Raw genomic sequence first — 24063 nt, forward strand, 5'->3', positions numbered from 1 at the left:
GCGGGCGGCCTGCATTTTATTGCCTTTGATTCTTCCTTTGCCAAACCACGGCGTCGGCGCGTAGCGCTATCCGCGAGGTGTCCGACTGGCGGACAGGTGACCATTTGGCTGGGAATGGGCACGACGCCCCTCGTCCGCTGAGCGGACACTTGGCGCGGCGACGTTGATGCGGCGGCTTCGCTTGAGGAAGAGATAGCCCCATGCAAGATAAATCCGCCCCCGAAAACTTCGATGTCGTGATCGTCGGCCGCGGCCCGGTCGGTGCCACCCTCGCCAACCTGCTCGGCCTGTGCGGCGTGCGGACGCTGGTGCTGGAGCGCGAGGCGCGGACCTACCATCTGCCGCGCGCGGTGCATTTCGACGACGAATGCATGCGGGTGTTCCAGGCCTTCGGCCTCGCGGATGCGATCCTGCCGTATGTCACCCTCAGCCCGGGGATGCTCTTCCTCGACGCTGACGGCCGGATGCTGCTGGACTGGTCGCGGCCGCAGACGCTCACGCCGATGGGCTGGAATCTCAGCTACCGATTCCATCAGCCGGATTTGGAGGATGTGCTGATCGGAGGTCTCGCCCGCTGGCCGCAGGTCACCTTGCGCAACCGCTGCGACGTGTTCGCGCTGGACCAGGACGAGCACGGCGTCCGCGTCCGCTACGAGGACCTCTCCAACGGGAAGCTCACCGAAGTCCGCGCCGGCTATGTGATCGGCTGCGACGGCGCCCGCTCGCTGGTGCGCCGCTTCATCGGTTCCGGCATGGACGATCTTGGCTTCCACGAGCGCTGGCTCGTGATCGACGTGCTGCTCAAGCGCGAACGCGATGACCTCGGCGACTACAGCATCCAGCATTGCGATCCGCGGCGACCGGCGACGTATGTGCGCGGCACCGGCATGCGGCGGCGTTGGGAGATCACGGTGCTCCCCGACGAGGACTCCCAAGAGGTCGCGCAGCCGGCGAAGGTCTGGGAGTTGCTTTCGCGCTGGATCACACCCGACGATGCCGACATCGAGCGCGCGGCGGTCTACACTTTTCACTCCGTCATCGCGCAGCAATGGCGGAGCGACCGGCTGCTGCTCGCGGGCGATTCCGCGCACCAGACCCCGCCGTTCCTCGGCCAGGGCATGTGCGCCGGCATCCGTGATGCTGCGAATCTCGCCTGGAAACTCGGCGCGGTCATTCGCACAGGCGCCGACGCGAGCCTGCTCGACACCTATCAGAGCGAGCGTATGCCGCACGTCCGCGAGTTCGTCGAGCTCGCCATTCGGCTCGGCGGCGTTATCAACACCAAGGCAATCGAAGCGGGCCTTGCCGCCGGCGAAGCGCGGGAGAATGCGCCAGTCAAGCTCGAGGTGAAAAAGCCCCTGCTCGGCCCCGGGCTCGCGTTCGGGGAGCTGCCGCTGGCCGGACATCTGGCGCCGCAGTTTGCGCTCAGCGACGGCAGCCGCAGCGACGATCTGACCGGCTACAGTCACGTGCTGCTCACCGAAACATCCGCGGCGCTCTCTCCTCATTTTCGCGACGCTCTTTCGCAGGCGGCGATCAAAATCCTGTCCAGCGACGATGCCGAGGGTGTCGGCCGCTGGCTCCGCGAGCACGGAATCATCGCCGCGCTCATTCGCCCAGACCGCTATGTGCGCGGCACCGCCTGCAACGATTCCGAGCTCGACCGGCTCATTGCCGCCATCACTCCTCCAACCCATGTGCCGTCCGCGGCCTGACCGAACACACAGGATATCTCATGAAGCTTCTTTCTTTCATCGCCGACGGACGCGCCTCCTTCGGCGCCGTCAAGGACAATGGTGTCGTCGATCTCGGCACGCGCATGGCGGGCTGCACCACACTGCGGCAGTTGCTTGAAGCAAATCGCGTTGCCGAGGCCGCAAAGCTGGTCGCCTCCGCTGCGCCCGATCATCCGCTCGACAAGATCACCTTCGCACCCGTCATCCCCGATCCCGGCAAGATCATCTGCGTCGGCCTCAACTACCGCGACCACGTCGCCGAAACCGGCCGCACCGTCACCGAGAAGCCGGCGCTGTTCGTCCGATTCCCGTGCAGCCAGGTCGGGCATCTCCAGCCCGTGGTGAAGCCGAAAGTGAGCGACGATTTCGACTATGAGGGTGAGCTCGCGCTCGTCATCGGCAAGGAAGGCCGCCACATCCCCGCAAGCCGCGCGCTCGACCACATCGCCGGCTATTCCTGCTACAACGAAGGCAGCATCCGCGACTGGCAGCGCCACACCAGCCAGTTCCTGTCCGGCAAGACCTTTGCCGAAAGCGGCAGCTTCGGCCCGTGGCTGGTGACGGCGGACGAGATTCCTGATCCGTCAAAGCTCACTCTGCAGACGCGCCTGAACGGCACCGTGGTGCAGGACACAACCACCGACCTCCTGATCACTGCGATACCCGAGCTGATCGCCTACATCTCGACGATCTGCCCGCTCGTCCCGGGCGACGTCATCGTCACGGGCACGCCGGGCGGGGTCGGTGCGAAGCGCACGCCGCCTCTGTGGATGCGCCCCGGCGACACCGTCGAGGTCGAGATCTCCGGCATCGGGACCCTGCGCAACACGGTCATCGCCGAGCCGGCCTGACCGCCGCCTTCGATCAATCAAACGACAACAAATAGTCAGGAAACGCCATGGGCAACCTCCGCACGACATCCACCGCCGCCCTGCTGATCGCTCTGGCGCTCGCAGCTCCCACTGCGCGCGCCGAGATCAAGGGCGATGCCATCCGCATCGGCGTGCTCACCGACATGAACGGCGTGTTCGCGACCGCCATGGGCCCGGGCTCGGTCGAGGCGGCGCGGATGGCGGCGGAGGAGTTCGGCGGCAAGATCAACGGCAAGCCGATCGAGATCCTGCAGGCCGATCACCAGAACAAGCCGGACCTCGCTGCATCGCTCGCCCGCAAATGGTTCAGCGATGGCGTGCAGGCGATTGCCGACGGTGGCAGCTCCGGCGCCGCGCTCGCGGTGCAGGAGCTGGTCCGCGGCAACGGAAAGATCTTCCTCGTCTCCGGTGCGGGCGCCAACCAGCTCACCGATGACGCCTGCGCGCCGACCAGCGTGCAGTGGACCCAGGACGCCTATTCTACCGCGACCGCCGTGGTCTCCGGCATCATGCAGACCAGCCAGGAGCCGTGGTTCTTCATCACCGGCGACTATGCTTTCGGCCATTCGATCGAGGCGACCGCGCGCGCCCGCATCAGCGAGCTCGGCGGCAAGGTCGCCGGCGGCGTCAAGGCGCAGCTCGGCACGCCCGATTACAGCTCGTTCCTGCTCCAGGCCCAGGCGTCGGGCGCCAAGATCCTGGCGATCAACGTCGCTGGTGACAACGCCACCGCGATCAAGCAGGCGGAAGAATTCGGTCTTGCCGACCAGGGCATGAAGATCGTGCCGATGTCGTTCCAGAACGTCGACATCGAGGCAGTCGGATTGAAGGCCACGCGCGGCGATCTCATCGTCACCTCGTTCTTCGAGGATGTCTCGCCGGCAGCCCGGAAATTCTCCGATGCGTTCTATGCACGCCGCAAGGCGATGCCGTCGCAAATCCTGGCCGGAGTCTATTCAGCAGTGCGCCACTATCTGCAAGCCGTGAAAGACACCGGCTCCGACGACAGCGCGACCGTGATGGCCAAGATGAAGGCGACGCCGGTGTCGGATGCGTACACCACCAACGGCCGCATCCGCGAGGACCAGCGCATGGTGCACGATCTTTATCTGGTGCAGGTCAAGACGCCGGAGGAATCCAAAGGCCCATGGGACTTCGTCAAGCTGGTCGCGACGATCCAGCCCGACCAGGCCTTCCGCCCGCTCGATCGCAGCAAGTGCAGCCTGGTCGGCAAATAGAGCGTTTTCGAGCGAAGTGGATACCGGTTCGCGTCAAGACAGCAATATGAGCCCCGTTCCGATCCCATCGGAACGGGGCTCTAACCGTCAGGCCAGATAGCGCGTGAGATAGCCTTCCATCGCGTAGAGCGCACATAGTGCGAGGCTCGACCACACCGCGGCGCTGAAATACAGGAACATCCAGGTCAGCTCGCCCTTCCAGTGCGCGATGTCGTGGGTCACCACCCATCGCGTACTGACGTCGTGCAGCCCTTCGAGGAGGCCGAGGAATTTGTTGCCCTCGGCGTGACCCGCCCGCCAGCGGCTGAGATACATCGGCACGTCGACCGTGACGAGGAAGGCGAGGAAGCAGGCAATGCCGACGATGCCGGCAATCAGCGCCCAGCGCACCGGTCCTTGGAATTCCGGCATCAGGCGGCACAGCGCGATTCCCGCGAGGAAAAAGGTCACCGCCCAAAGCGAGTTCTCGATGGCGTTGTAGAGGAAGTTGGTGGTTGCGACCGCGTACCAGGAGAAGCATTCCGCGATGATGATGATGGGCACGATCACGAGCGCGATGTTCACGGCAGTCTCCGCACCGGCCATGCCGCCTAGCTGATGCAGGATGATCGCCCATTGCGCGGCGAAGCACACCTCGGCCACGGTCGCGACCGTACGGCCGACGAAGACGCTGGAGAGCCAGGTATCGAAAAGACAGATGCGCTGCACGTCGGCCCGCGGCAGCACCGAGCGGAACGCACAGCCGAACACATAGGCTGCGCACAGCAGGAACATCAGGCCGATATCCGAGCCGCCGCCGACACTGCCGGCAACCGTCGGATAAAACTCGCGGTACAGCATGAACCAGACGAGGATGTTGGCAGCGCTGACCAGCGTCAGGGACCCCCACCACCACGCGAGGGGATTTGACCGTGCCTGCCACTGCAACATGAGCTGCTCCACTGTAATCGATATGACATCCAGCGGTAGCAATTCTGTCACAATAAGACAGTCGCTCGCGACAAAAATATGCGTGACGGCACTGTCATAATTCGCGCGGAGCCCGGGTTTGCAGCGGGTCGCGGGCAAGTATCTCGCCGAATCGGCTCTCTCCGTGCGTCATCAACGGCAAAGCCGGACGGCCGCTATGGTCCTGCGGACTCTCGCGAGCGACCTCCCAGGCTAAGAGCACGAAAAACCACCGGGCGCTCTGGCGCTCCGGTGGTCTGATATCGGCCAAGGATCACTCGGTCATTCCGGGACGATGCTACGCATCGAACCCGGAACGACGACGCTCCTCTTACCTCTTCATCCCCGCCACATACGCTGCGAGCTTGTCCAGCGTCTGATAGCCGTATTCGACGGCGCCGAAGCCGATCATGCCGTCGCGCTGCTCGGTGCTCGAGGTCAGTTGCCGCATCATCAGCACCGTCTTGCCGTTGCTCTGCTCGGCAAATGTAAGGGTGAAGCGGAACAGGCCGGGATCCTCGTCCTGGTCAACCCCGTGATCCATCTCCATCAGGGACGGCCGCTCGATGCGGCGGAAGCGCATGCGGTTTGGATAAACCGTGCCGTCGGGGCTGATCATGTTGAAGCGCCAGACGCCGCCGACGCGCACGTCGATCTCGAAGGTCTCGATCTTGAAACCCTTCGGCCCGAACCATTGCGGCAGATGCTTTGGGTCGGACCACGCCTCGAACACCAGATCGCGCGGCGCGTCGATCACGCGCGACATCACGATCTCGCGGTCGAGCGACCATTGCGACAGGGCAGCATTGGCAGAATTCGTCATCACTCAGAACCTTTCCGTTTGGTTGTGCGGGACGGCCGCTTGGCGGCCGCCCGCTCCTTCTCTCTCTTGAGCTTCATCACGTAGGCTTCGAACCGGTCGAGCCGCGCTTCCCAGATCGCGCGCTGCTGCTGGAACCAGTACTCCGCGCCGACAAGCGCGTCCGGGCCGAGGCGGCAGGTGCGCACGCGGCCGGATTTTTCCGACTGAACGAGCCCGCTCGTCTCCAGCACCTGGATGTGTTTCATCAAGCTCGGCAGCGCCATGTCGAAGGGGTCTGCGAGCTCGCCGACCGAGGCCTCGCCGGCGCAGAGCCGCATCACGATCGCCCGCCGGGTGGGATCGGCAAGGGCCGCGAAAACCTGGTCGAGCTGGGATAATTGGTTAGCCATGAAGCTAACTATAGAGTCACCATCGTCCGGTGTCAACAATTGTTAGCTCAACAGCTAAGTATTTTTACCAACCCCTCGCAATCGGAACCCGCAACGCGCAATCGTGAATTGGGGTATGTCCCCCTCCACGTTAAAAAGAGATTCGGGGGCGCAACGCATCATTCGCCAGAGCCGTGCCGTCTGCTGTCACTTCATTGCATCTCACCCGCCGGGCCCTCGCCCAGGCAGCGCTCGTTCCCCTTGCAATCGCGCTTGGCGGATCGCGCCGTGCATTCGCGGATTCTGACATGTTCGCGGAGATGCGTGAGATCGTTGCCAATGAGCTGGCGCCGACGATGACACCGGACCAGCCGGGCGGCCTTGCTGCCGCGCTTTGTGCCGGCGGCCTTGTCGAGTTCTTCAACTATGGCTTTGCCGACGACACCACACGCAGGCCGGTCACATCGGACACGCTGTTCAACCTCGGCTCCCTGCGAAAGCCCTTCGAGGCGACGCTGGTCGCGCTCGGCACGCTTCGCGACGAGCTGCGGCTCGACGACCGCCTGCCAAAGTATCTGCCCGAACTCACCGGCGACTATGTCCGCCGCGTGACCGTCGGCCAGCTCGCCACGCACACGTCGGGCATGCTGCTCCCGACCGACCATCCACCCTGGCCGAACGACTCATTAACGCAGGCGCAGTTCATTGACATGTTCAACGCCTGGAAGCCGCAGGCCGGCGAAGTTCCCGGCAAGCAGCGCGTTTACAGCCATGCCTGCTACGTGCTGCTTCAGCTCGTGCTCGAGCGATGTTACGACGCCCCGATCGCAACGCTGTTCGAGCAGCGCATCCTCGGGCCGCTCGGCATGAATGCGACCTGCGTCCCCGAGCGCGGTGAAGACAACCGCGCTGTCATGGATGCGGCGTGGATGCAGCGTGTCGTGCAAGGGTATTCGTATCAGGGCGTGGCGATCGGACCGCCCGGCAACCAGCAGAGCTACTTTGATTTCCCCGGCACCGGCCAGATGTTCTCCTCAGCGCGGGACCTCGCGACCTTCGTGTCGGCCTGCGCCGACGGGCGATCGGTCGACCCGCATTTGCGCGAGGCACTGCGGATGACGCAGCGGGAGGCCTTCCGCATCGACGATAGATTCGGCGAGGCCATGGCCTGGGAGAATGTGCACCTTCCCGGCGTCACCATCGTCGACAAGCCCGGCGGCCTCAACAACGCCTCCGGCTATCTCGGCCTTGTCCCGGCGCGACGGATCGGCATCGTCCTGCTCGCCAATCGCAGCGAATATCCGCACGAGATCGTCCGTTACAGTATCCTGCCGGCGCTGGCGCGGCTAGTGGCTTCGCACTGAACCTTGTGCCCCAGGGGCTGCGCGTTGCCCTTCATGCAGTGACGCGCGCAAGCCCGCGTCACATGCGAGACCCCGATTCGAAGCGGCCTGCTCAGACCGACCGCGTCAGTCCGCCGTCGACACGGATATTCTGGCCGGTGATGTAGGCTGCGCCGTCGGAGGCCAGGAACGAGATCGTCGCAGCGATCTCCTCGACCTTGCCGTAGCGCTTCATCGGCACGCTGTCGCGGCGCGCATCGGTCTGCGGCAGGCTGTCGATCCAGCCGGGCAGAACATTGTTCATCCGGATGTTGTCGGTGGCATAGGTGTCGGTGAATATCTTTGTGAAAGCGGCAAGGCCAGCGCGGAACACCGCGGAGGTCGGAAACATTGCGCTCGGCTCGAACGCCCAGGCGGTCGAGATGTTGACGATGGCGCCAGCCTTCTGCGCCTGCATGACCGGTGTCACCAGCCGCGTCGGACGGATCACGTTGAGCAGATAGGTATCGAGGCCGGTGTGCCACTGCTCGTCGGTGATCTCCGTGATCGGCGCGCGCGGGCCGTGGCCAGCGCTGTTGACGAGCACGTCGATGCGGCCCCACCTGGCAAGCGCGCCGTCGACGAGACGCTTCAGATCGTCGTTCGACTTGTTGGAGCCGGTGACACCGATCCCGCCGAGCTCGGCCGCCAGCGCCTCGCCCTTGCCGGAGGACGACAGGATCGCAACGCGAAATCCGTCGGCCGCGAGCCGCCGCGCAGCCTCTGCCCCCATGCCGCTGCCGCCCGCGGTGACGAGTGCGACCTTCTCTGCTGCCATGACCGATCATCCCTGTGTTGAGGCGAGCCGCAGGCTCGGCCTATCATGAGGCCTTCTACAGCCGGATCGGCCGGCAGGTCCACTGTCGAAGGCATCCGTCATGAGTGACTGGTAAGATGAGCGATTTGCAAATCCGCAATATGCGCCCCGAGGAGATCGCCATTGCCGTCGACTGGGCCGCGGCCGAGGGCTGGAATCCGGGTCTTGCGGATGCCGCCTGCTTCGCGCTTCCCGACGCGGAGGGCTTCTTCGTTGGCGAGATCGACGGCGAGCCGGTCGCGACCGTCTCCTGCGTCAATTACGATGATCGCTTCGCCTTCCTTGGCTTCTACATCGTGCGTGCGGATCTTCGCGGCTCGGGCTACGGCCTGCGCATCTGGAACGCGGCGATCGCGCATGCGGGCGCTCGCGTAATCGGGCTCGACGGCGTCGTGGCACAGCAGGACAATTACAGGAAATCTGGCTTCCAGCTTGCATACGCGAATATCCGCTATGGCGGCATCGTCGCGGCGCCGCCGAAGCCACCCGCTGATGTCCTAGCAATCAACGACATTCCATTCGCGCTTGTTGAAGCCGACGACGCCACGGTCTTCCCTGCAGCGCGTAGCCCCTTCCTGCGCGCCTGGTTCAATACGGCCGGCCATGTCGGCCGCGCGCTGCTGCGCGATGGCGAGCTCGCCGCATGGGGCGTCATCCGGCCTTGCCGGACCGGCCACAAGATCGGCCCGCTCGTCGCCGACGATCGCGCGGCGGCGGACGCCGTTGTGCAGGCCCTGCTGGAAAGTGCAGGTGGCAGCGAAGTCTTTCTCGACGTCCCCGCAGTCAATCGCGAGGCGATTGCGGTCGCAGAATCGCTCGGCCTCAAGCCGGTGTTCGAGACGGCGCGGATGTACACAGGGCCGATCAAGCCGCCACGGATCCACCGCGTCTTCGGCGTGACGAGCTTTGAGCTCGGCTAGCCGCTCAGTAGCAGCGCATGATGTTCACGGTGTGGTCGCCGCCGCCGCGGCCCGGCACCGTCACCTGCTCGGTCGGGCAGCTCGGCACATAGGGCCGGTCGGACGGCACGACGTTCGGCGGGAAGCGATGCGTCCAATCCCAGGGAACGTTATAAGTGTTGGTGTAGCTCACGTCGTTAGAGAGCGGCTGCTGCCCTGCATCGACGAAAGGCTGGCTGTAGGTCGCGCCATCGTAGAAGAACGCGCCTCCGCCCGGCCAATAGACCCAGGGATTGTTACGGCCGCGGAACCGAGCACCCGGCGCGATCGGCGGACGCGCCACCGCGCGGGAAGGCGTGGCGGTCAGCCCATGCGCGGCTGCGCCGCCGGGCCTGGCAAAACTGTCACTGGCAGCAAGGAGCAGCGCGGCTGCGCTAAGTGAGGCGAGCAACGCCCCATGTGATCTGGACATCATGATACGCACCAACTCGTTTGGCTTCGCGATAGCGGCTCCCCATTGCACGCTAAGCCGGGCCGTAACCCGCCCGCAAACGTATAATTAATTGTTGGTTAAGGCGCGGGATTGACGGGGAACAGGGTGCAGCATGACGTCTGGAATTCCCGGCTGGTTTCAAGGACTTCGTTCCATGGAACGCTGTTTCATAACCAGTTGACCGGAGTTGATCGCGCCAGCCGGATACGTCCGGAACGCTCCCGTAGCGCCCGCTTGCAACCAGGCCCGGTCGTTCTCTCACCGACGATGGGCCTCGGTACGTCAGTGGGGCTGCTGCTTGCGCAGCCAATCGAGCAAGTCCTGCGCGTTTCCCGTGCCCTGCGATACGATCGCGGTGTTTCCACCGCTACGACGGTAGACCGTCGTGCGTCCGGGCTCCTTGTCGACCCTGACCTCGGCCTGTGCCGGATCACCACTTTGCGTGATGACGGCCGTGCCGTTCTCGTCCTGGACTACGGTGGTGTGGCCGTCGCCGGTCTCACCGGCGCCGGCCGGTCCGGCTGATATTGCTGCCATGATGCCCATTCCTGCTGCGAGTATGGTGAACCTCATGTCACACCTCACCTTCTCGACTACCGCCCGAACTGGAAAATCGACAGCCAGTTGAACCGCCCGAACTGCTGCACCGCCCCCGTGTTCATGTCGCCGATCTGGAGCAGAAGAGCGTTCGTGGAATTGCCGACCTGGGTGATGTCGGCGATGTTGTTCACGCCGGACTGACCGATCGCCGCGTTGGTAGTGCCACCGATCTGGATTAAATCGACATAGTTCCTTGTGCCGTTCTGGACAATGGTCGCATCGACAGTTCCCGTGCCGCCGAACTGAATCACCCGCGCGATATTGATGCTGCTGTTCTCCACGATCGTGATCGGCTGCGGATTGTTGCCGTACTCCACGACCGTCTGGATGCTCACGCTCGGGTTCGTGACACCGCCTTGCATGAGTCCGCCGCCTTGGAGTCCTCCGCCGCCTTGAAGTCCGGCGAATGGCGATGGCCTGGATCCGGCCGATGCCTCGGACGCAACGCTGATGGCGGCGAGCAGCGCCAACAGCGCCAATAACTTCCTACCGTACCTCAACCCCATCACCTTTCCCCCTGCCGGTTCCTGACCAAGGCGAGCCCGCGTTCACCTTACGGGCTAGTTTGGACCACTGTCGACGAGTTGACCTTGCCGAACTGCGCGATCGCTCCCGCATTCATCGTGCCGAGCTGCGACAGGACGCTCGTCGCCGACTGGCCGGTCTGGCCGACGAACGCGAAATTATTCATGCCGGTCTGCCCGACCGAAGCCGATGTCGTCCCGCCGAATTGCAGGATGCCGACCGCGTTATTCGAGCCGTTCTGGGTGACAGTCGCGCTGGTGTTACCGCCGATCATGAACACGCCGGCCATGTTGGTCGAACTGCTCTGGTTCAAGACGACCGGCGGCCCGTTGACCGAGACGATCGTCTTTATGTCAGCGCCTTGCGCCCGCGCAGGGCCGTTCGCGGCGAAACAGGAGACGAGGACCGCCGTCGCAACGACCAGAAGATGCTTGTTCATCATATGCCTCCACACTATCTGCCGAGCCAAAACACGATCTCAGGTCAGGGAGCCTGCTGCAAAATCGTGGAGCCGTTCAGAATGCCAAGCTGGGACACCCCGGCAGCATTGTTCAAACCAATCTGGCCGATCAAGCTCGTGTTGGCGCCGCCGACCTGACCGACCGCGGCGTTATTGGTCGCGGTGGGGGGTCGTGCCGCCCTGTCCTATCGTCGCCGAATTGACCGAGGCCAGCGATCCCAACTGCAAGCTCGATGCGATGTTGGTCGCGCCGAATTGCAGCGTCGTCGCGGTGTTGTTCACCGGGCCGGTCTGCACTGTGGACGAGAGATTTGTCGCACCGAACTGCAACACGCTAACCGAGTTGGCAGCTTGGGCCTCGACAGCGGTCAGTGCGCTCAGCATGACGACCGTCGTGAAGAGATGTTTCATGCGCATGTCAATTCCTCCGCGAAACGTCAGCCGTCGATCCGCCGCCTCGTTGGGCAAGCTCATCGCGGTCATTTCGAGTATGGCTTGTCGAGTATTGCCCGGACGCGCCGCTCAGTGGACGCGCCCGGGCCGATACGGGGCTGGCTTAGTGCTGCGTAATGGTGCTGAGGTTGATTCCGCCGCCAATCTGCCCAACGGCGGCGGCGTTGTTCGGCGGGAGGCCGAAGAGCGTGGTCTGGCTGATCGAGCTGGCGTTGTTGCCGGTGGCAACCTGCCCAGTGGTGGCCGCGTTGCCGAAGACGCCAATCTGGGTCACCGAGCTCGCATTGTTGAGCGACGGAGAGGTCGTGCCCTGCATGGTGCTCGCGCTGTTCACGAGGCCAAGCTGGAAGGTGGTCGAGGAGTCATTCACGTGGCCCTGCTGGTTCACGGCGGAGGCGTTTACTGCGCCGATCTGAAAGGTGCTCGCCGTGTTGGCAGCCTGAGCCGCTGAGGACAGAGCGAACACGGCAACGGATGCAAGAAACAATTTGCGCATGGGAAATCCCTTTCTAGCCGAGTTGTCTAACTGGGTTCGGATGCCGTCTTGGAGCAGGCCGACATCGTAGGGATGACTCTGAACCGATCTCGCTCGATGCGACAGACTGCAGTTCATGCTAGTCGATACGGACTAGACGACGCGCGATCACTTGCCGTCCGCAAATCTAGATCTGCGTATGTCCAGCACCGAAGCGCTCCGCCTCGAGTCCCATACTGTCGATCAATCGCACAACCTCAATCGGCGAACGCAACTCGAGCTTCCGCATCATTCTGGCGCGGTGCACCTTCACCGTCACCTCGCTGACGCCGAGCTTGGCCGCGATCTGCTTGGCGACGAGCCCCTGCGCCATCAGCAGCATGATCTCGCGCTCCCGTGCCGTCAGCGTCTGGACGCGCTGGCGCGCCTCGCGCTCCGCACTCTCACGCTCCAGACGCCGGCGATCGCGCTCGATGCCGTGCCTGATCGCATCGAGGATCTCCTGCTCGCGGAAGGGTTTTGGCAGAAACTCGACCGCCCCGCGCTTCATGGCCTCGACCGAGACGCGCACGTCCACGTGGCCGCTGATGAAGACGATCGGTATCTGCACGCCCGACTCCGCCAGCTTGCGCTGAAGCTCGAGGCCGGTCGGCGACGTGCCGGGAAAGCGGACGTCGAGCACCAGGCAGGATGGTCCGTTAGCTAGACTTTCGGCAATAAACTCGTCCGTTGAGGCAAACAACCTGACGTGATGTCCGGTCTCCTCGCAAAGGCTGCCAATCGCATTTCGAATCTGAATTTCGTCATCAACGACATAAACTGTGGCTTGGTTTGAAACTGTGGCTTGATTTGAATTCATCGCAGCTAACTCCCCGAATTGGGGCTCGATGATCCGGCAACGAGCTCTCCATCATGATTGCAAGCGATAAACAAGGTGCTGAATGAATTGGCGAGTGCGAACGAGCCGCAAAGGCTCGTCAGTTCCACGTTCTAGGGCAAAACGCCCGGTGGATACGAGTGAAGCAGTTAACATTTCGGAGTTCGTGATCGAAGGGGGCTCGAGGCCACCTTCGGCGCCGCAATGTCGAGGATGCGCCAATCCGGCGTCGAGCCCCTGGTATGGCCAACTGTGTCACGGTGTTGCCACCCTTACGCCAAACTGAACACCGACCGGCCACTACTTCGGCCAGATCGGACGAGACGTTTAGTCAGCTATCGAGTTCGATACCGCGCGCATCGATTTGAATACGCCCGGTATGGGTTCTGCGCAAATCACGAAAAGGCGCAGTCGCGGGCTTTACTTCTGAATCATAGAGCGCGCCCGTCCGTCGCCTTAAGAACGACGACATACTGCCGAGACACCGGGATCGCCTCGGGCGAATTGCAGCCATCTCTCGATTCCGGTCTTTCCGCCAACAAGGTCATTTCAAGGGCGGGGGTTCTTGATATGCGATTTGTGCCAGTTATTGCCTTTTTTGGAACTGCATGTGGTCTCGCCGCGGTCTACGCCGCGGGATCGGCAACAATCACCGGCGCGGCCGGGAGTGCGGCGGCCGGAGCGACGCAAGCCTACGAGTCGACAAAACAGCTCCTCGCACCCGGTGATCGCGAAGCCTCAACCTTCGGGTCGGACACGCCTGTGTTCCGCTACGCCTCGATACAGCGCGGCAGCATCGAGCAGACCGTGACCGTCACCGGTGCCCTGCAACCGGTCAAGACGATCGAGGTGGGTTCCCAATTGTCCGGACAGCTTGCGCGGGTCTATGTCGATTTCAACGACACCGTCAGCAAGGACCAGCCGCTCGCGCTGATCGATCCCCGCAGCTTCGCGGCCAAGGTCGACGAGGCCAAGGCGGCGCTCGAAGTCGCCAACTCCCTCGTGGATATCGAGCGGGCCAAGCTCGATCGCGCCAGGATCGATCTGCAGAACGCCAAGGGCAGCCGCGCCGTGCTTGCCGCCAAGCTCGAGAGCGCCCAGGCGGTCAAATCATCGGCGCAGAAGACCCTGCAGCGAAAACTGGCGCTGCAGTCGCAAAACGTCGTTGCGACGTCGACGGTCGACGACGCCCAGACAGAGTTTACCGCTCGGCTCGCCCAGGAGCGCGAGGCCGAGGTGATGGTGTCCCTCAATTCCTACTCCGTGGACGGCGCGCAGGCCGACGTCCGCAGGATCGAGGCTGAGCTGAACCAGGCGAGGATGGCGGTGCCGGAGAAGGCGGCCGTACTTGCCGCGGCGCAAGCGGACCTCGACCGCACCGTGATCCGCTCGCCCATCGACGGCGTGGTCGTCGGCAGGTTCGTCAACGAGGGCCAGACGCTCGCCGTCGGGCTGGAGTCGCGCACCACCTTCGTGGTCGCCCATCGCCTCGAAGACATGGAAATCCACGCGCAGGTGGACGAAGCGGATATCGGACGCATCGCCCCCGGCCAGCGCGCCTACTTTACGGTAGATGCCTACCCCGACCGCCGCTTCGAAGCGATGGTGCGACAGGTACGCAAGGCGCCGCAGAACCAGCAGCACGTGGTTACCTATACCGTCGTGCTTGCGACCTCCAACCTCGATGGCGCGCTGCTGCCCGGTATGACCGCGTTGGTCAAGATCGTGATCGAGCGCCAGGACGATGTGCTCAAAGTGCCGCTCGCCGCGTTGCGCTTCCAGCCTTCGGGCACGCGGACCGACGCAACTTCGAACCGCAGCGGCGTCTGGGTACGCACCCCGACCGGCTCCATCCAGCGGGTTCCGGTGACCGTCGGCGCGGCCGGCACCGAACAGGTGGCGCTCAAGAGCGGAGATCTCGTCGAAGGCAGCCAGGTCGCCATCGGTCAGGCAATCCGGCCCTCCGGTATGGAATTTCTTGGAATCAGGTTTGGATCATGACCGCCCGCCTGCCCCTTATCAGCCTCCGCTCCGTCTGCAGGACGTATCGCGCGGACGGGGTCGCAGTGACGGCGGTGCGCAATGTCAGCTTCGACATTGAGCATGGCGAAATCCTCGCGGTGATGGGACCGTCCGGCTCCGGCAAGTCCACGCTGATGAACATGATCGGGCTGCTGGATCTGCCGAGCGAAGGCGCGATCTATCTCGAGGGCGCCAATGTCGCCCATCTCTCCGAGGACCGCAGGTCGACCTTGCGCGCCCGTAGCATCGGCTTCGTGTTTCAATCCTACAATTTGCTCGCCCGCCACAACGCGATCGAGAATGTCGCCCTGCCGCTGGTCTATTGTGGTGTCGGCCGCAAGGAGCGGCTGGAACGGGCCGAGCACAGCCTCGCGGACGTCGGCATGCTGCACCGGGCGCATCACTTTCCGCGGCAGCTCTCCGGTGGCGAGCAGCAGCGCATCGCGATCGCACGTGCTCTGATCGCCTCCCCGTTGATCGTGCTTGCCGACGAGCCGACGGGCGCGCTCGACAGTCGCACCGGCGCCGAGATCCTGGCGCTGTTCGCCGCGCTCAACCAGCGCGGCCAGACCGTGGTGATGATCACCCATGATCCCGGCATCGCGATCCTGTGCCGTCGCACGATCCGCCTGCATGACGGAGAGATCGTCAGCGACGAGGCGCTGGCTCCGCTGCTGCCGAAACGGAGCGTTGCGTCATGACAATGCTCCAGGGCTTCCAGATCGCTCTGCACGCCTTGCGCCTCAACCCGCTGCGCAGCATCCTCACGATGCTCGGCATCGTCATCGGCGTCGCATCGATTGTGACGGTCTTCGCGATCGGGGCCGGCGCCCAGGTTCGCCTCCAGGAGCAGATCCGCTCGATCGGCACCAACGTGCTGATGATCACGCCCGGCGCGGTCGTTCAGGGCGGCGTGCGTCTCAAGGAGGGCACGAAGCTGACGATGACCGAAAGCGATGTACAGGCCATCCTCGAGCAGATTCCGGAGATCCAGGCCGCGGCCGGCTCAATCGCCGGAACGGCGCAGGTGATCCACGAGAGCAAGAACTGGAACACGACGATCAATGGCACCACGACCGGACACTTCATGGTGCGCGACTGGCAACTCTCCTCCGGCCGCTACTTCTCCGGCGCTGAGGAAGCTGGCGCCGGCAAGGTCGTGATCCTAGGAAGCACGGTCGCGCGCGAACTGTTCGCGCCAGGCGACGATCCGATCGGCGCGCAGATCAGGATCATGAAGGTGCCGCTTGAAGTGGTCGGCGTGCTCGACCACAAGGGCCCCTCGCAGGACGACGTCGCCTTCGTCCCCCTCACCACGGCCAAGCTGCGCTTCCTCGGCAGCGCCAGCAACATCAACCGGGATTCGGTCGCCTACATCATCGCGAAGGTGGCCGCCGACGGCCAGATGGCGGGCGCGCGAACGGAGATCGAAAGCCTGCTGCGGCAGCGTCACCGGGTCCTCGCGGGCCAGGAAGACGATTTCAAGGTCCAGGATCCGGCCGCCGCCATGGAAGCGCAGCAGGGAGCAATCCGCACCGTGGCGCTCCTGCTCGTCGCCATCGCGTCGGTCTCGCTGCTCGTCGGCGGCATCAGCATCATGAACGTCATGATCGTGTCGGTCACGGAGCGAACGCGGGAAATTGGAATTCGCCGGGCGCTCGGTGGGCGGATGCGGGACATCCGTCTCCAGTTTCTCTGCGAAGCGCTTGTACTCTGCCTCCTCGGCGGCGCTATCGGCGTTGTCGGTGGGGTCACGCTGTCGATGACAGTCGCCCGCATGGCCGGCTGGATCACGTCAATCGACAGCGAAGCGATTGCCCTGGCCCTGGTCTTCTCGATCGTGACCGGCCTCATCTTCGGTTTCTATCCTGCACACAAGGCGTCCAAGCTCAGTCCAATAGAGGCGCTCAAGACGGAATGACGACATGCTGGGATGGCCACATCAGCTCAACGGCCAGGGAGGAACTAGTCATGAGTCCGGAATATTCGATTACACCAACGCCTCGTGAACGTCAGCTGATGATGCTGATCGCGCGCGGAATGCAGAACAAGAACATCGCCTTCGAGCTCAAGATCTCGGAGAACACGGTGCGGGCGCATATCGGCAATATCATGCGCAAATACCGACTCCAGAACCGGACTCAGATCGCGATTATCTTCGCGCTGCATGCGGCAACGCCATCGCTGCGGCGCGATCTCGCCAACGGCGGAGGCTATCCCGTCGCGGTGAAACCAGCGCAGGCGCTGGCGCAGAATCCGCAGGTAGAGATCGCGCCGAAATGAGCTTGCCGGCTACCGTGGCGTTATTCTATTTGAATTCGGAATTTTGTCATAGATTGTTCGTTGTGGCAGGCATTGCCGCGTCCGACGCGAGATCGGACTCGGGCGGCTCCGCCGGTCATCGTGCGCCATCGAGTTTGCGCCTCGTTGGTGCTTGAGAAGGAGTCTGTGACCGTATCGTCCCCACCTTCTCCCATCTCTCTTGCATAGCCGACAGCCCTTGTAACAAAACTGTCATATTGCAAAACTAAACGATTGCCGGGGCCGCGGTCGCGGCCATGCCGCCTCACCGCAGGAGAGATTTGATGCGCCGTTCACTGGTGTTGCTGTCCGCCGGACTGACAGTGCTGTCCACCGGACTTGCCTTCGCCCAGAACAACACGCCCCGTAACCTGATCCTGTTCATTCCGGACGGACTGCGCGCGCTGAAGGTCACTCCCGAAACGGCGCCGGCGATGGCCGAAGTCCGCGACAAGGGCGTCAACTTCAAGAACTCGCACTCGCTGTTTCCGACCTTCACCATGGCCAACGGCTCGGCGATCTCGACGGGCCATTATCTCGGCGACACCGGCGTGTTCTCCAACACGATCTGGACCAACTACACCTCCGTCCCGGCCGGCGACACCGTGGTCCCCTTCATCGAGAACGACGCCGTGCTCGGCGACATCGACGAGCATTTCAAGGGCGACTATCTGAACGAAGAGACCATCCTGAAGATGGCTCGTGACAAGGGCCTCAGCACCGCGGCGATCGGCAAGGTCGGCCCGACCTATCAGTTCGACCACACCGATCATCCCGAGAAGCCGGGCAAGCATTCGATCGTGATCGACGATTCCACCGGCGGCAAGAACGGCGTGGCGCTGTCGGACGAGATGAAGGAGGCCCTGACCAAGGCGGGTCTCGCCCTCGCCACCCCCGGCCGCGGCGACAATGGCAAGGCGGGCGATGCCAAGACGCCGGGCACCACGGTCGCCAACGTCGCCCAGCAGGCCTATCTCGCCGACGTCGCCACCAAGGTCGTGCTGCCGATGTTCAAGGCACGCAACAAGCCGTTCGTGCTGGTGTTCTGGTCGCGCGATCCCGATGGCACCCAGCACAACCAGGGCGACAGCCTCAACCAGATCATGCCGGGCATCAACGGCCCGAGCACGATGGCGAGCATCAAGAACGCCGACAACAACCTCGCGCAGATCCGCAAGGCCCTGGACGAACTCGGGCTCGCCGCCAACACCAACATCATGATCCAGGCCGACCACGGCTTCTCGACCATCTCCAAGGAAAGCAAGACCAGCCCCTCGGCCAAGGTCAGCTATGACGACACGCCGAAGGACTTCCTGCCGATGGGCTTCCTGGCACTCGACCTTGCGAAAGCGCTCGACCTGCCGCTGTTCGACCCGAACGACAAGAACGCCGCCGTCATCGGCAATGCCCACCCGAAGGCCGGCAACGGCGTGCTCGGCAAGGATCCGGCCAAGCCTGACCTCGTCATCGCCACCAACGGCGGCTCGGACCTGATCTATCTGCCGAACAGGGACAAGAAGCTGGCGGCCAAGACCGTCAAGGCGCTGCTCGAGCAGGATTACATCTCCGGCCTGTTCGTCGACGACTCGCTCGGCCGCTTCCCCGGCACCCTGCCGCTGTCGAGCATCAACCTGCGCGGCAAGTCGGCGACGCCGACGCCGGCGATCGTCGTCAACTTCCGCTCCTATGCCAGCGAGTGCGGCGAGGCGCCGACCAATTGCTCGGTGCAGGTGGCGGACACGGTGCTGCGCCAGGGCCAGGGCATGCATGGCAGCTTCAGCCGAGGCGACACGTTCAACTTCATGGCCGCGATCGGACCGGACTTCAAAGCCGGCTTCGTCGACGAGCTGCCGGTCAGCAATGCCGACGTCGGCATGACGGCTGCCCAGCTCATGGGCCTGCGCGGCGCACAGAACGGCGGCCTGGTCGGCCGGGTGATGTCGGAGGCCCTGCCCAACGGCATCGTGCCGAAGGCGTTCAGGACTGTCGAGAAGTCGAAGATGTCCGAGAACGGCTTGCAGACTGTGCTCAACGTCCAGCGCGTCGGCACCCAGCGCTATTTCGACGCTGCCGGTTTCCCCGGCCGCACGCTCGGGCTCGAGACCGGCAAACAAAAAACGGCGGGGAAATAGCCCCGCCGCTTTCTCTCGCGCCCCGCAAGGGGCGCGAAAATCTCAAGTACCAAAAATCTTACATGCCGATGTCGAACACGTTCGGCAGTTGGCCTGCCAGAGGCAGCGCGGTGGCGCCCAGAAAGGTCGCCACCATCGCCATGAGGCGACGGTTGTTCTGGCGCTTGCCGCGCATCTGGCCGGCGATCCACTCCAGCATCTCAGTGTTGACCTTGGAGGCGTAGGACGGCGCCCAGCTCTCGACGTCGGACTCGGCCGACAGCGCGACGCTGCGCGGCGGCACCTTCAGGCCCGAGGCGCTCGCGGCATAGTGGGCAACCGCCTTGACGAGCAGGTCGTCGAACCGGCCGCCGTCGGTACGCTCGGTCGCGGCCTCGTTGATTTCGAACAGCGCTTCGGCTTCGGCGCGGCTGACCGGCTGGTCGTTAACGGCTGTGGCCGTCAGGATGCGCGCGCACCAGGCGGCGTCATCGGCATCGAGCGAGCGGGAGAAATGCACCCGGCCCTTTGTGGTCGGACCTTCGCCCGTGATCACGCCGTCGCGCACGATGGTCAGTGCATGGGCCGCGGTATCGCGGCAGGACGGTTCGAGGGACGGCGACTCAGCAGACTTAGGCGCAGCGGCAGACATAGTTCACTTCCAGATTTCTTCTGATCGGCCAGCATTTTCATGCGGACGTAAACGGGTGGTTAATGATTCGATACGGGGATCGCGACTTTTCTCGATGGTTGCCGGTTAGTCGCTACGAGGACCATTTTGGTTCCGGAGAAATGTCGGGCGAGCGTGATGCGGATCATAAAAGGCTTTATCGGGGCAATCGAGATCGTGAAGCTCCGGTGGAGATGTTTCGCCGCAGGCGCCGCTGTAACAGAAAGGTGCTAGGAGATCGGCCCTTCAGAGATGGAATTCACATTTTACTTGAACTGGTTCCCTTGGCGTCGCCGAGACCCTATAATAGCGGTGACGGCCAGAGATGGATTCTCAAGTAAATTCAACGAGATGAGGTAGTATCATGACACTCCCGATCGGCGCCACCGCCCCTGACTTCGAAGCCGAGACCACCGAAGGAAAGATCAAGTTCCACGACTGGATCGGCAATAGCTGGGCGCTCCTGTTCTCGCACCCGAAGGACTTCACGCCGGTTTGTACGACCGAGCTCGGCGCGCTCGCCAAGCTGAAGCCGGAATTCGACCAGCGCGGCGTCAAGCTGATGGGCCTCTCGGTCGACCCGGTCGACCGCCATGCCAAATGGTCGGAGGACATCAAGGAGACGCAGGGCGCCGCTCCGAACTACCCGATGATCGGCGACACCGACTTCAACGTCTCGAAGCTTTACGAGATGCTGCCAGCCTCGACCTCGGGCGATCCCCTCACCCGCACGCCGGCCGACAACCAGACCGTCCGCAACGTCTTCATCATCGGACCGGACAAGAAGATCAAGCTGGTGCTGGTCTATCCGATGACCACCGGCCGGAACTTCCAGGAGATCCTGCGCGTCATCGACTCGCTCCAGCTCACCGCCAAGCATCGCGTCGCGACGCCTTCCGACTGGAAGCAGGGCGACGACGTCATCATCGCCGGCTCGGTCTCCAATGACGAGGCCAAGACGATCTATCCGCAGGGCTGGAAGGAACCGAAGCCCTACATCCGCATCGTCCCGCAGCCGAAGTGACTTTTTGCGGTTGCGGATAGCAACCGCAAAATTCATCCCGGGGCGAGCGAACCCGGAATCGCGAAATTGCCCAATGCGCGATTGCGCATTGGGATTCGGTCGAGCCGACCGCCATGATCGCGGCGGATGAAGCTCTGCTTGTGTGTCCCGCATATTGAGAACCCGCTCGACGAGACACATCTCCGGTCATGCCAAGCCCATTCCAGCCGATCGTCGATCACGCCAAGGGACGCGAGCGCGCATTGGCCGCCCACGCAAAGATCCGCAAAGGTTGAGCGTTGCTTTGACACAACTTTGAAACTCGCTATCGTCATCGCTCCATACTAACCGTGGGGGACGATATGGACGACGAAAAGCCGATCATTGAACAGGCGATGGAGACGGCCACCACCGCCGTGGAAGCGACCAAGGAGGCGGCAGTCACCGCCGTCAAGAAGGTCAGGAAAGCCGCCAAGAAGGTCGCCAAGAAAGTAGCGCCGAAGAAGGCTTCCAGGAAGAAGGCCAAGAAGGCCTCAAAGAAAGCTTCGAAGAAGGCTGCAAAGAAGTCGTCGAAGAAAGCGGCCAAGAAATCCGCAAAGAAAGCCGCCAAGACTAAAAAGAAGGCCAAGCGCTGATCGCAGCACCAGAGCAGGTCTCCGGGTACGGCGGCCCGGAGACGGCCCTCGCGATGCCCTACCCTCGCCGTTTGGCTGCGCGCCGGCCAGGGTGATGCTCGCCTTGCGGATCGCGAAATTCGCTGCGATGGCCGCGCCGGTCCTCCTTCGCGAAGCGCCGCCGCTTTTCGGCTGAGCCGAACTGCTTGATCACTCTCCTGCCGTTGACCTTCTTGATGACGTAGCCGCCCTCGGTCATGGAGAACGGCTCCCTCAGCGTTCCCTTGTGGTCGAATTTGGTGCCGCGGGGATGATTGAACGGCTCGAACCAGGACGGATAGACGAAATTCGACATCGGAAAGCCGCTGACGACGAAGGAGTCCTCCTCCACGGCGTCGCAGACCTCGTAGGCATATTGGGTGTTCCGGTTCTTGTCGGCCCAGAGATTGGCCATGGGGTCGAGCACCATCTCGAACAGCTCGTGCGAAGCCGCCACGCTGACCGGCTCGTCGCCCAGCGCCTTGACGAAGATCTTCGAGATCGGCTGACCGCGATGCGTCAGCTCGTGGCGCCCGAGCATGTTCTTGTGCGAGGCATCGTCGAAATAGACCAGTTGCCAGTCGGTCGGCTTTGCCTTCCGTGTGACATAGAGGTCGACCGGATAGCCCCATACCGGCAGGAAATGTTGATCGTAGCATTTCTGGAGTGCCGCGGTGAGCTTGCTCATGGTGTGGCCGCTGATCGTCTCCTCGGCGTAGTTGATGCAGGCAATCCGGACTGGATTCATGGACCTGCCGAGCAGTGCACGCCGCGCCTTCTTCATGGAAATCACCGTGTGAAAGGGAGACTGAAATGCGGCAAGCCTAGCACGACGCGCCCCCACACGTCAGGGATGTATTCCGGCGCCGCGCCCTGTTTGCCTAGAAGCGGCGATTGACCACGAACACCGCCGCCGCGCACATCGCCATGCCGGCGATCGCGAGCGCGTCGAGTTTTTCCCCAAACAGCAAATAGGCCATCAGCGCCGTGACGGCAGGCACCAGGTAGAACAGGCTCGCGACCGACGTCGCCGCGGCGTGGCGGATCAGCCAGTACAACAGCCCGATCGATCCGATCGAGAGCGCCACGGCAAGCCAGCCGAGCGCGAGCACGAACTCCCGCGTCCAGTGCACCACGCGGTCCTCGAAAAGGAAGGCGCCGACCGTGAAGAAGATCGTGACGGACACGTATTGCACGAGATTGCCGGCGCGCCAGTCGATGTGATTGCAGTAGCGGCGCTGATAGAGCGTGCCGAGCGTGATGCTGATCAGCGAGACCACCGAGGCAAGCCAGCCGAGCCCGGCCTCGCCGGTCATAGGGCGGTCGTGCAGGATCAGCGCAACGCCGCCGAGGCCGAGCACGAGGCCAGCCCATTGCACCGGCGTCACCCGCTCGCCGAGCCAGCGGTTGGCGATGGTCGAGGTTAGGATCGGCTGCAGGCCAGGAATGAGCGCCGAGAGCCCGGCCGGGATCGAATGCGCGATCGCGATGGCGGTGCCGCCGAGATAGAAGCCATGGACGAGGATGCCGGCAACCGCGCTATGCGCGATGCCGATACGGTCCGGCCATTTCGGCCGCGCAATCGCCGCGATGATCGCCATCAGGCCGACCACCACCGCCATGCGGATGGCGAGATAGGTCAAGGGATCGGCGTTGTTGATGACGTATTTGGTGCCGATGAATCCGGTGCTCCAGAGCACCACGAACAGGACCGGCGCCGCCCGGGCGGTCAGAGCTTCTTGATTATGATTCATTGCCGCCTTCCTTGCCCCACCGGGGCCCATGCGGCAATGCGAATCTCCACCCGAGCGATGTTGCGCCGCGACAGATGGCGGAAGCGGTGGCTCAGCTCAGCCGCTCACCATTCTTCCGGACAGGGGTCGATGATCTTCCAGAGCTCGACACCGTTCTTGATCTTCTTCATGTCGGTGGTGAGCCCGCCATTGCGGCGGATCCAGTCCTTCACCGTGTCGGGGTAGTAGGACATCAGGTCGGACGTCCCCTCAGCGCTGGTGACTTTGATGCCGAAGGTGAAGGCCTTGTCGTAATAGGCCTGGTGGAATCCGAGGCTGGCGCGCGGCGTCACGCAGATCTTGTTCATCGGCACGATGCCGAGGACGAGCGTACAGGCCGAGTTGCAGATACCGTCGATGATGACCCGCTCGCGCTTGTCGCGGACGCGCTTGTACTTGGCCTTGTACTCCTCGACATAGCCGCCGTGGTCGCGGGTGATGTGCAATTGGGCCCGCGCCGGCGTGGCGGCGGCGACGAAGAGCAACAGCAGGCTCAGGAGCGTGATGCGCATGGTGACGTGACGGCAAAAGCCTTCAGGATGGA

Annotated in this window: 28 protein-coding genes; 12 read left to right on the forward strand and 16 right to left on the reverse strand. The window is 63.3% G+C overall.

Features of this window, described 5'->3' with window-relative positions:
• Positions 1-200: 200 nt before the first annotated feature.
• Genes mhpA through AC630_RS05370 form a run of 3 tightly spaced genes read left to right on the forward strand, consistent with a single transcriptional unit; the run spans position 201 to position 3846 of the window.
• Positions 201-1715 (forward strand): bifunctional 3-(3-hydroxy-phenyl)propionate/3-hydroxycinnamic acid hydroxylase MhpA, encoded by a 1515-nt coding sequence (gene mhpA, locus AC630_RS05360; protein ID WP_074117468.1) that lies wholly within the window; start codon positions 201-203, stop codon positions 1713-1715.
• Positions 1716-1735: 20 nt separating this feature from the next.
• On the forward strand, positions 1736-2587 hold the full coding sequence (locus AC630_RS05365) for a fumarylacetoacetate hydrolase family protein (RefSeq protein WP_074117470.1): 852 nt from the start codon (positions 1736-1738) through the stop codon (positions 2585-2587).
• A gap of 47 nt (positions 2588-2634) precedes the next feature.
• On the forward strand, positions 2635-3846 hold the full coding sequence (locus AC630_RS05370) for an ABC transporter substrate-binding protein (protein ID WP_074117472.1): 1212 nt from the start codon (positions 2635-2637) through the stop codon (positions 3844-3846).
• An 87-nt stretch (positions 3847-3933) separates the two neighbouring features.
• Here AC630_RS05370 and AC630_RS05375 read toward each other — a convergent pair whose 3' ends face one another.
• The 3 genes from AC630_RS05375 to AC630_RS05385 all read right to left on the reverse strand — a co-directional run bounded on the left by AC630_RS05375 (position 3934) and on the right by AC630_RS05385 (position 6006).
• On the reverse strand, positions 3934-4776 hold the full coding sequence (locus tag AC630_RS05375; RefSeq protein ID WP_074117546.1) for a hypothetical protein: 843 nt from the start codon (positions 4774-4776) through the stop codon (positions 3934-3936).
• Positions 4777-5125: 349 nt separating this feature from the next.
• Positions 5126-5617, reverse strand: coding sequence for an SRPBCC family protein (locus AC630_RS05380; protein ID WP_074117474.1), 492 nt, complete (start codon positions 5615-5617; stop codon positions 5126-5128).
• A complete protein-coding gene (locus AC630_RS05385) occupies positions 5617-6006 on the reverse strand; it encodes an ArsR/SmtB family transcription factor (RefSeq protein WP_074117476.1) in 390 nt (129 codons plus the stop codon). The genes AC630_RS05380 and AC630_RS05385 overlap by 1 nt, the downstream gene beginning before the upstream one ends.
• Before the next feature lie 287 nt (positions 6007-6293).
• On the opposite strand from AC630_RS05385, the gene AC630_RS05390 reads away from it, so the two are divergent.
• Positions 6294-7349, forward strand: a complete 1056-nt coding sequence (locus AC630_RS05390) for a serine hydrolase (RefSeq protein WP_074117480.1) — start codon at positions 6294-6296, stop codon at positions 7347-7349.
• Positions 7350-7440: 91 nt separating this feature from the next.
• Here AC630_RS05390 and AC630_RS05395 read toward each other — a convergent pair whose 3' ends face one another.
• Positions 7441-8145: an SDR family oxidoreductase gene (locus AC630_RS05395; protein WP_074117482.1), complete on the reverse strand. Its 705-nt coding sequence runs from the start codon at positions 8143-8145 to the stop codon at positions 7441-7443.
• Positions 8146-8261: 116 nt separating this feature from the next.
• On the opposite strand from AC630_RS05395, the gene AC630_RS05400 reads away from it, so the two are divergent.
• Positions 8262-9104: a GNAT family N-acetyltransferase gene (locus AC630_RS05400; protein ID WP_074117484.1), complete on the forward strand. Its 843-nt coding sequence runs from the start codon at positions 8262-8264 to the stop codon at positions 9102-9104.
• Positions 9105-9108: 4 nt separating this feature from the next.
• Here the strand turns inward: AC630_RS05400 and AC630_RS05405 are convergent, their stop codons facing one another.
• The 8 genes from AC630_RS05405 to AC630_RS05435 all read right to left on the reverse strand — a co-directional run bounded on the left by AC630_RS05405 (position 9109) and on the right by AC630_RS05435 (position 12948).
• Positions 9109-9558, reverse strand: coding sequence for a hypothetical protein (locus AC630_RS05405; RefSeq protein WP_074117486.1), 450 nt, complete (start codon positions 9556-9558; stop codon positions 9109-9111).
• A 300-nt stretch (positions 9559-9858) separates the two neighbouring features.
• Positions 9859-10149, reverse strand: a complete 291-nt coding sequence (locus AC630_RS05410) for a hypothetical protein (RefSeq protein ID WP_074117547.1) — start codon at positions 10147-10149, stop codon at positions 9859-9861.
• 20 nt (positions 10150-10169) lie between these two features.
• Positions 10170-10646 (reverse strand): curlin, encoded by a 477-nt coding sequence (locus tag AC630_RS05415; protein ID WP_245330265.1) that lies wholly within the window; start codon positions 10644-10646, stop codon positions 10170-10172.
• 83 nt (positions 10647-10729) lie between these two features.
• Positions 10730-11140, reverse strand: coding sequence for a curlin (locus AC630_RS05420; protein WP_074117549.1), 411 nt, complete (start codon positions 11138-11140; stop codon positions 10730-10732).
• 44 nt (positions 11141-11184) lie between these two features.
• Entirely contained in the window at positions 11185-11274 is a 90-nt protein-coding gene (locus AC630_RS47995; RefSeq protein WP_349538017.1) for a hypothetical protein, read from the reverse strand.
• Positions 11275-11311: 37 nt separating this feature from the next.
• The gene (locus AC630_RS05425) at positions 11312-11644 is read right to left on the reverse strand and encodes a hypothetical protein (RefSeq protein WP_245330266.1); all 333 of its coding nucleotides are present in this window, start codon (positions 11642-11644) and stop codon (positions 11312-11314) included.
• 73 nt (positions 11645-11717) lie between these two features.
• Positions 11718-12110 carry a curlin subunit CsgB gene (locus AC630_RS05430; RefSeq protein ID WP_074117488.1) on the reverse strand — a complete coding sequence of 131 codons (393 nt, stop codon included), beginning with the start codon at positions 12108-12110 and terminating at the stop codon, positions 11718-11720.
• 166 nt (positions 12111-12276) lie between these two features.
• Entirely contained in the window at positions 12277-12948 is a 672-nt protein-coding gene (locus AC630_RS05435; protein WP_074117490.1) for a response regulator transcription factor, read from the reverse strand.
• 231 nt (positions 12949-13179) lie between these two features.
• On the opposite strand from AC630_RS05435, the gene AC630_RS05440 reads away from it, so the two are divergent.
• From AC630_RS05440 to AC630_RS05460, 5 genes are all read left to right on the forward strand, one after another.
• The gene (locus tag AC630_RS05440; protein ID WP_245330267.1) at positions 13180-14967 is read left to right on the forward strand and encodes an efflux RND transporter periplasmic adaptor subunit; all 1788 of its coding nucleotides are present in this window, start codon (positions 13180-13182) and stop codon (positions 14965-14967) included.
• Positions 14964-15689 (forward strand): ABC transporter ATP-binding protein, encoded by a 726-nt coding sequence (locus tag AC630_RS05445; RefSeq protein ID WP_074117494.1) that lies wholly within the window; start codon positions 14964-14966, stop codon positions 15687-15689. The genes AC630_RS05440 and AC630_RS05445 overlap by 4 nt, the downstream gene beginning before the upstream one ends.
• Complete coding sequence (locus AC630_RS05450) at positions 15686-16909, forward strand: ABC transporter permease (RefSeq protein ID WP_074117496.1); 1224 nt, start codon at positions 15686-15688, stop codon at positions 16907-16909. Before AC630_RS05445 ends, AC630_RS05450 begins: the two co-directional genes overlap by 4 nt.
• Before the next feature lie 50 nt (positions 16910-16959).
• Positions 16960-17271, forward strand: coding sequence for a response regulator transcription factor (locus AC630_RS05455; protein WP_245330268.1), 312 nt, complete (start codon positions 16960-16962; stop codon positions 17269-17271).
• 302 nt (positions 17272-17573) lie between these two features.
• On the forward strand, positions 17574-19421 hold the full coding sequence (locus tag AC630_RS05460) for an alkaline phosphatase family protein (RefSeq protein ID WP_074117500.1): 1848 nt from the start codon (positions 17574-17576) through the stop codon (positions 19419-19421).
• Positions 19422-19479: 58 nt separating this feature from the next.
• Here AC630_RS05460 and AC630_RS05465 read toward each other — a convergent pair whose 3' ends face one another.
• Entirely contained in the window at positions 19480-20052 is a 573-nt protein-coding gene (locus tag AC630_RS05465; protein ID WP_074117502.1) for a hypothetical protein, read from the reverse strand.
• A gap of 382 nt (positions 20053-20434) precedes the next feature.
• On the opposite strand from AC630_RS05465, the gene AC630_RS05470 reads away from it, so the two are divergent.
• Both AC630_RS05470 and AC630_RS05475 read left to right on the forward strand, forming a co-directional pair.
• Positions 20435-21094 (forward strand): peroxiredoxin, encoded by a 660-nt coding sequence (locus tag AC630_RS05470; RefSeq protein WP_074117504.1) that lies wholly within the window; start codon positions 20435-20437, stop codon positions 21092-21094.
• Between the two features lie 341 nt (positions 21095-21435).
• Positions 21436-21708, forward strand: a complete 273-nt coding sequence (locus tag AC630_RS05475; protein WP_074117505.1) for a histone — start codon at positions 21436-21438, stop codon at positions 21706-21708.
• A 58-nt stretch (positions 21709-21766) separates the two neighbouring features.
• Here the strand turns inward: AC630_RS05475 and AC630_RS05480 are convergent, their stop codons facing one another.
• The 3 genes from AC630_RS05480 to AC630_RS05490 form a co-directional block, all read right to left on the reverse strand.
• Complete coding sequence (locus AC630_RS05480) at positions 21767-22510, reverse strand: hypothetical protein (protein WP_074117506.1); 744 nt, start codon at positions 22508-22510, stop codon at positions 21767-21769.
• 97 nt (positions 22511-22607) lie between these two features.
• Complete coding sequence (locus tag AC630_RS05485) at positions 22608-23480, reverse strand: DMT family transporter (protein ID WP_074117507.1); 873 nt, start codon at positions 23478-23480, stop codon at positions 22608-22610.
• Between the two features lie 104 nt (positions 23481-23584).
• Positions 23585-24031: a hypothetical protein gene (locus AC630_RS05490; RefSeq protein ID WP_074117508.1), complete on the reverse strand. Its 447-nt coding sequence runs from the start codon at positions 24029-24031 to the stop codon at positions 23585-23587.
• Between the last annotated feature and the right edge of the window lie 32 nt (positions 24032-24063).

Origin of the sequence: Bradyrhizobium sp. AS23.2, assembly GCF_001908185.1 — a bacterium.
Classification (GTDB): Bacteria; Pseudomonadota; Alphaproteobacteria; order Rhizobiales; family Xanthobacteraceae; genus Bradyrhizobium.